Here is a 5,166-nt window from a genome sequence, read left to right on the forward strand (position 1 = left end):
ACAAGCGATGGGCAGGACTGAGTGCCTATGTACTCCATGGTCAGATGGAAATCGACAATAATCTGGTCGAAAATGCCGTCCGGCCATTAGCCATCGGCAGAAAGAACTACCTGTTTGCAGGATCGCATAACGCCGCCGAGATGACCGCAGCGATGTACTCCTTCATGGCCAGCTGCAAAAAGAATAACCTCAATGAATTTGACTGGCTCAAAGATGTCTTTGAAAGAATCCAAAGCCACAAACAAAAAAACCTCTACCAGCTCCTCCCCTCAAACTGGAAAGAATACCGACCTAAATAAAAATCCAACTTAATCAACATGGGTTGGTCGGATGGATACAAACATCTTTTTGCTCAAAGGTAATCATTCCATTAAATTCAGGGTAGAACCAGTTTTTTATTGCTAAATGTATTATAGAAATATGATTAATTCTCTCCTTTCTTTTTATTTAACAACTCTCGGAGTACCCATTTTTCGATGCTAATTACAATAAATATCAATGAACCGGCTACAAATGAGATTATTAAACCTTTTCCATCGAGAGAAGCAGTTCCAAACACTTTTTGCATAAATGGCGTGTATAAAAACATTGCTTGAAGAAGCATTATTGACCCAATACCCAAAAAGACAAAGCCATTACTAAAAAACCCAATTTTAAAAACCGAATCTTTCAGAGACCTGCAGTTTATCAAATAAAATATTTGGAAAAATATAATAAACGTTACTGCTATGCTTTGGGAACGAGCCAAAGCATCTGCTTGTGCCATTCCGCTTGTAAGTGAGTAAGCATACTCCCATTTAAAAAGCACGATAGTTCCTACTGTCATTAGTATCGAAACAAAAAACACCCTAAAAGTTACAAATCCGTTGAAAAGTGCTTCATCGGGTTTACGGGGAGGACGGTTCATTATATTAGGCTCTTTTACTTCGAATGCAAGTGGTAATGCCAATGCTATGGCTGCAACTAAGTTTATCCACAACAATTGTACAGGCAACATTGGAAGTATTAATTCTTTCGTTACAGGATTAAATGGAAAGAACATAATGCCATAAATCAGTATAAATGAAAGTCCTAAATTAGTTGGCAACAAAAAGGTGAGAGACTTAAGCAGATTGTCGTAAACCCTTCGCCCTTCTTCTACAGCTGCAGCTATACTCGAAAAATTATCATCAGCAAGTACAATATCGGCCGATTCTTTAGAAACCGAAGTTCCCGTAATTCCCATAGCAATACCCACATTAGATTGTTTGAGCGATGGTGCATCGTTCACTCCATCGCCAGTCATTGCAACTACTTCATTGTTGTTTTGCAAAGCTTTTACCAACCTTAATTTGTGTTCAGGGGCAACACGTGCGAAAATGTTGGTAGTTTGTATGATCTTATCCAATTCTACATCGTTCATTTTCGACAAAGCCACACCGGTTACAACTGTTCCATTTGCCGAAAGGTTTAATTCCATACCAATAGCACGGGCAGTTGCTTGATGGTCTCCCGTAATCATTTTCACTGTAATTCCTGCATTATGACAAGCCTTTATAGCATCGATTGCTTCGGTACGCGGTGGGTCAATCATACCAATCAAACCTAGAAACTCAAATCCGTTTTCAACATCATCTACCGATATTTCATCACTTTTGATTTGAGTTTTTTGAGCTATGGCAAGCACTCGCATTCCTTTCGAACCAAGCAATTCGATTTGAGAAATAACCTTTTGTGTATCCAAGTTGACAGCCCCAATGTGCGTAGAGCAACGTTTTAGCACAACCTCGGGAGCACCTTTAAGGATAATATTGTCGTTAAGGGTTGCCATGTACTGCTTTTCTGAATCGAAAGGCACTACGTCTTTTCTTGGTATTTCTTGACGCAAACCATCAATTGAAATACCCGCTTTTGCAGCTGCTACAACCAGTGCAACTTCAGTAGGGTCGCCCGAGATACTATAATCGTTTGCTGTATAAATTACGTTTGCATCGCTACAAAGCACAGCTTTTTTCAGCAAGAGCAACATGTCATCGGGTAAAGCGGCTAGTTCAGCATTGTTTTGTTTGAAAACACCAGCTTTGTGATAACCAACACCAGTTACTTGAATGCTGTGGTTATAGTTCCATAATTCACTTACAGTCATTTCGTTTCGTGTAAGCGTTCCGGTTTTATCAGAGCAAATCACGGTTGTACTGCCTAAGGTTTCAACCGCAGGAAGTTTACGTATAATGGCATTTCGTTTTGCCATGCGTTGCACCCCAATGGCAAGGGCAATTGTAACAACTGCCGGGAGACCTTCCGGAATAGCACCTACAGCCAAAGCTATTGCAAAAATTAAGCTTTCTTTAAGTGCATCGAACAATAGTACCCCTTGTCCCAAAGCACGGTATGTGCCAATAACCATAATAATTACAGTAATAGCGACGATACCAATGGTTAAGTATTTGCCAATAAGACCAAGCTTTCGTGTTAATGGGGTATCTAAATCAACTGTTTCGTTAAGCATGTCGGATATTTTACCAAGTTCGGTATCCATACCCGTTTTTACTACCACAGCAGTAGCAGTGCCTGAAACAACCAAAGTGCCGCTATAAACCATACATTTCCTGTCACCAATTACCGCATCGTGAGATACAGCTTTGGTAGTTTTTTGAGAAGGAACCGATTCTCCGGTTAAAGCAGCTTCTTCTACTTGTAGGTTTTTTTGCTGTATTATCCGCATGTCGGCAGGGATACGGTCGCCAGCAGCCACTTGAACAATATCACCGGGAACAATCTCAGAAACAGGTATGGTTAATATATTGCCATTTCGAATTACAGTGGCATTTTCGGGAACCATGCTACTAAGAGCTTCAATAGCTTTACCTGCTTTGTATTCCTGAATAAACCCAATTATAGAATTTACTACTACTACGGCAAGCACTACCATCCCATCGGTAATTTTCCCCAATGCGGTTGCTAAGGTACTTGAACCAATCAGAACCCAAATCAATGGATTGTTAATTTGCCGCCAAAGTACTTTTAAAACGCCATCTTTGTTTTTACGGTTTAGTTTGTTTAATCCGTATTTAAGACGTCTTTTATTTACTTCTTCTAATTCAAGCCCTTCTAATGAACTTTCAAAAGTTTCTATAACCTCTTTATAGTCTATGGCATGCCATTGAACGCTTTTATTTTTTACCATCTTTGATTAAACAATTTGTGTTTGAAATTAGAAATACATGTTATAATAGTATTGTTTCTACAATTTTCTTAAACGCTAAAATTATACTTGAAAACAAAAATCCGAAGTATACAAAAGTCCCCAAAACAGAAAAATATCCAAAAATTATAACAATTCCGTCTTTCTGTAAAGTCCCAATAGAAAGAAAAAAAATTATTAATGCAGGCAAAGTATTACTAAATGGCACTAATCCAAACGGTAACATCAGCAAAACTGAACCAAGCAAAAGCATTAATCCATTGATTTTGCTTGCAATTTTATTGTTTATCAAGATGTTTAACCGATGTGGTTTACTTATTTTTTCTAAAAAATGAAACCATTTCAAGCCATCATTTAGGGCTGTACGTAGCTTTTCTGCCGAAATTATCTTATTCTTTATTCTGTTAGGTAGCCAAAATCTTTGGTTTATCAGATGACTCACCCCTATAAAAAAGATAACACCTCCAAACACTGTACTGAAACCAGGTATTGATACTGGAATTAGAAATATTACACTTAATAGTGCTGCAAATAATAGTAATCCATCATCTCCTAATAGGTCTACAATTTCTGACAATGTTAAATTTTTGTCAGGTATTTTATTAATTATTTTTTTAAATTTTTCAGAAAATGAGTCTTCAAAAAACTCATTTTTCTGAAAAACATGAACTAATTCTTTATTTGAAATTTTTGGTTTTATAATCATAAAAAAATTACATTATTTACAATTACTGCTTCAAAGGAGTTATTATTAAAAATCAAAAATATCACCTAGAAATCCTTTCTTTTTTTTATAACGGTAATCATTGTCTCTGTTTTGATAATCCTTCCCTTGATAATTATCTTCGGGATACCTTTTATCTTGTTGAGGCAAAGCTCGTTCAATTATTTTATCAAGTTCACCTCGGTCAAGCCAAACACCACGACATTCAGGACAATAGTCAATCTCAATTCCGTTACGGTCGGTAATAACCAGATTTACATCTTTGCAATTTGGACATTTCATATTTGTATTATTATATTTGTTTATAACTACTAATTCTCAGGTTTTAAAACCTGATTTACAACAGAATCAAGTTTTGAGGATGATTTCTGTATAAGTGAATCAAATTTTATTTCCTTTTGGTATTCTTTATCGATTAGTCAATCGAGAGTTAAAACTTTATCGACCTCTTTGTTAAAAGCAAAGAGTCCAATGATTCTGTTTTTTTTTAGTATCTGTTCAATCTTTTCATCAACTTTTTTGCTTACATCGCTGCAAGAAAAAAATGTAATCGAAAAGAATGCTAGAAAGATGCTTTTTTCAAAAGTTTTCTCATAATTGTGTTTTTTTATGTTTCTCAAAAATACTTTATTTATTGGTTTTAATTATACGTGGTTTCTTTCTTTATGTTGGGTAATCGGGTTAGGCAAGGGAATTTCACCCTCACCTTCCCACAGAACCGCGCATGAGACTCTCACCTCACATTGCTCTTCATGCATGCATGCCTACCGCAGGCCATAGCCGTCAGGTTAAGGTTGTAAGTATTTCATTTAAGGCTAGTTTTCGTTTCGAGGTATAAAATTTTAGGAGCAAACTCTTTGAGTTGATCAAGTAAGATTATCAACTCTTTATGGCTTTTCAAAGCATTGATTAGGTGATCCGATATGTTTTGGATCAGCCTGAAGTATTTCCAAACACTGCATAACACGTTGTTCTTTTGTAATACCTGATTTTGTAACCAATTGAAAATGGTCAGATTAAGAATAATCCAGATCAATTTTCCATAAAGCTGGCATTCAAACCGATGGATTTTTTTGGTGTTAAACTCGTCAATGGTAACCAGCGATTTCCAGGTTTTGAAGATCAGCTCGATTTGCCGGCGTAAGGAATATACTTTCCTGATGTCTTTTCCTTTCAGAATCTCAGCGGGAACATTGGTAACCATAATATTCAACCTTGCCCTTGCCTTAAACTTATCCGAAACCTTGTTTCCTGTAGA

5 protein-coding genes are annotated in these 5,166 nt (G+C 36.6%); 1 reads left to right on the forward strand and 4 read right to left on the reverse strand.

The window, feature by feature from the left end:
• On the forward strand, positions 1-299 hold a 299-nt coding region (locus tag BLQ81_RS21615; protein WP_139183707.1), incomplete at its 5' end, for an IS66 family transposase.
• Positions 300-424: 125 nt separating this feature from the next.
• Here BLQ81_RS21615 and BLQ81_RS21620 read toward each other — a convergent pair.
• The 4 genes from BLQ81_RS21620 to BLQ81_RS21640 all read right to left on the reverse strand — a co-directional run.
• Entirely contained in the window at positions 425-3,166 is a 2,742-nt protein-coding gene (locus tag BLQ81_RS21620) for a cation-translocating P-type ATPase (RefSeq protein ID WP_092735171.1), read from the reverse strand.
• Between the two features lie 40 nt (positions 3,167-3,206).
• A complete protein-coding gene (locus BLQ81_RS21625) occupies positions 3,207-3,890 on the reverse strand; it encodes an exopolysaccharide biosynthesis protein (RefSeq protein WP_092735174.1) in 684 nt (227 codons plus the stop codon).
• Positions 3,891-3,935: 45 nt separating this feature from the next.
• On the reverse strand, positions 3,936-4,190 hold the full coding sequence (locus BLQ81_RS21630; RefSeq protein ID WP_092735177.1) for a TFIIB-type zinc ribbon-containing protein: 255 nt from the start codon (positions 4,188-4,190) through the stop codon (positions 3,936-3,938).
• A 523-nt stretch (positions 4,191-4,713) separates the two neighbouring features.
• A partial coding sequence (locus BLQ81_RS21640; RefSeq protein ID WP_139183708.1) for a transposase occupies positions 4,714-5,166 on the reverse strand: 453 nt, incomplete at its 5' end.

It is taken from the genome of Algoriphagus alkaliphilus (assembly GCF_900103735.1).
Taxonomy (GTDB): domain Bacteria; phylum Bacteroidota; class Bacteroidia; order Cytophagales; family Cyclobacteriaceae; genus Algoriphagus; species Algoriphagus alkaliphilus.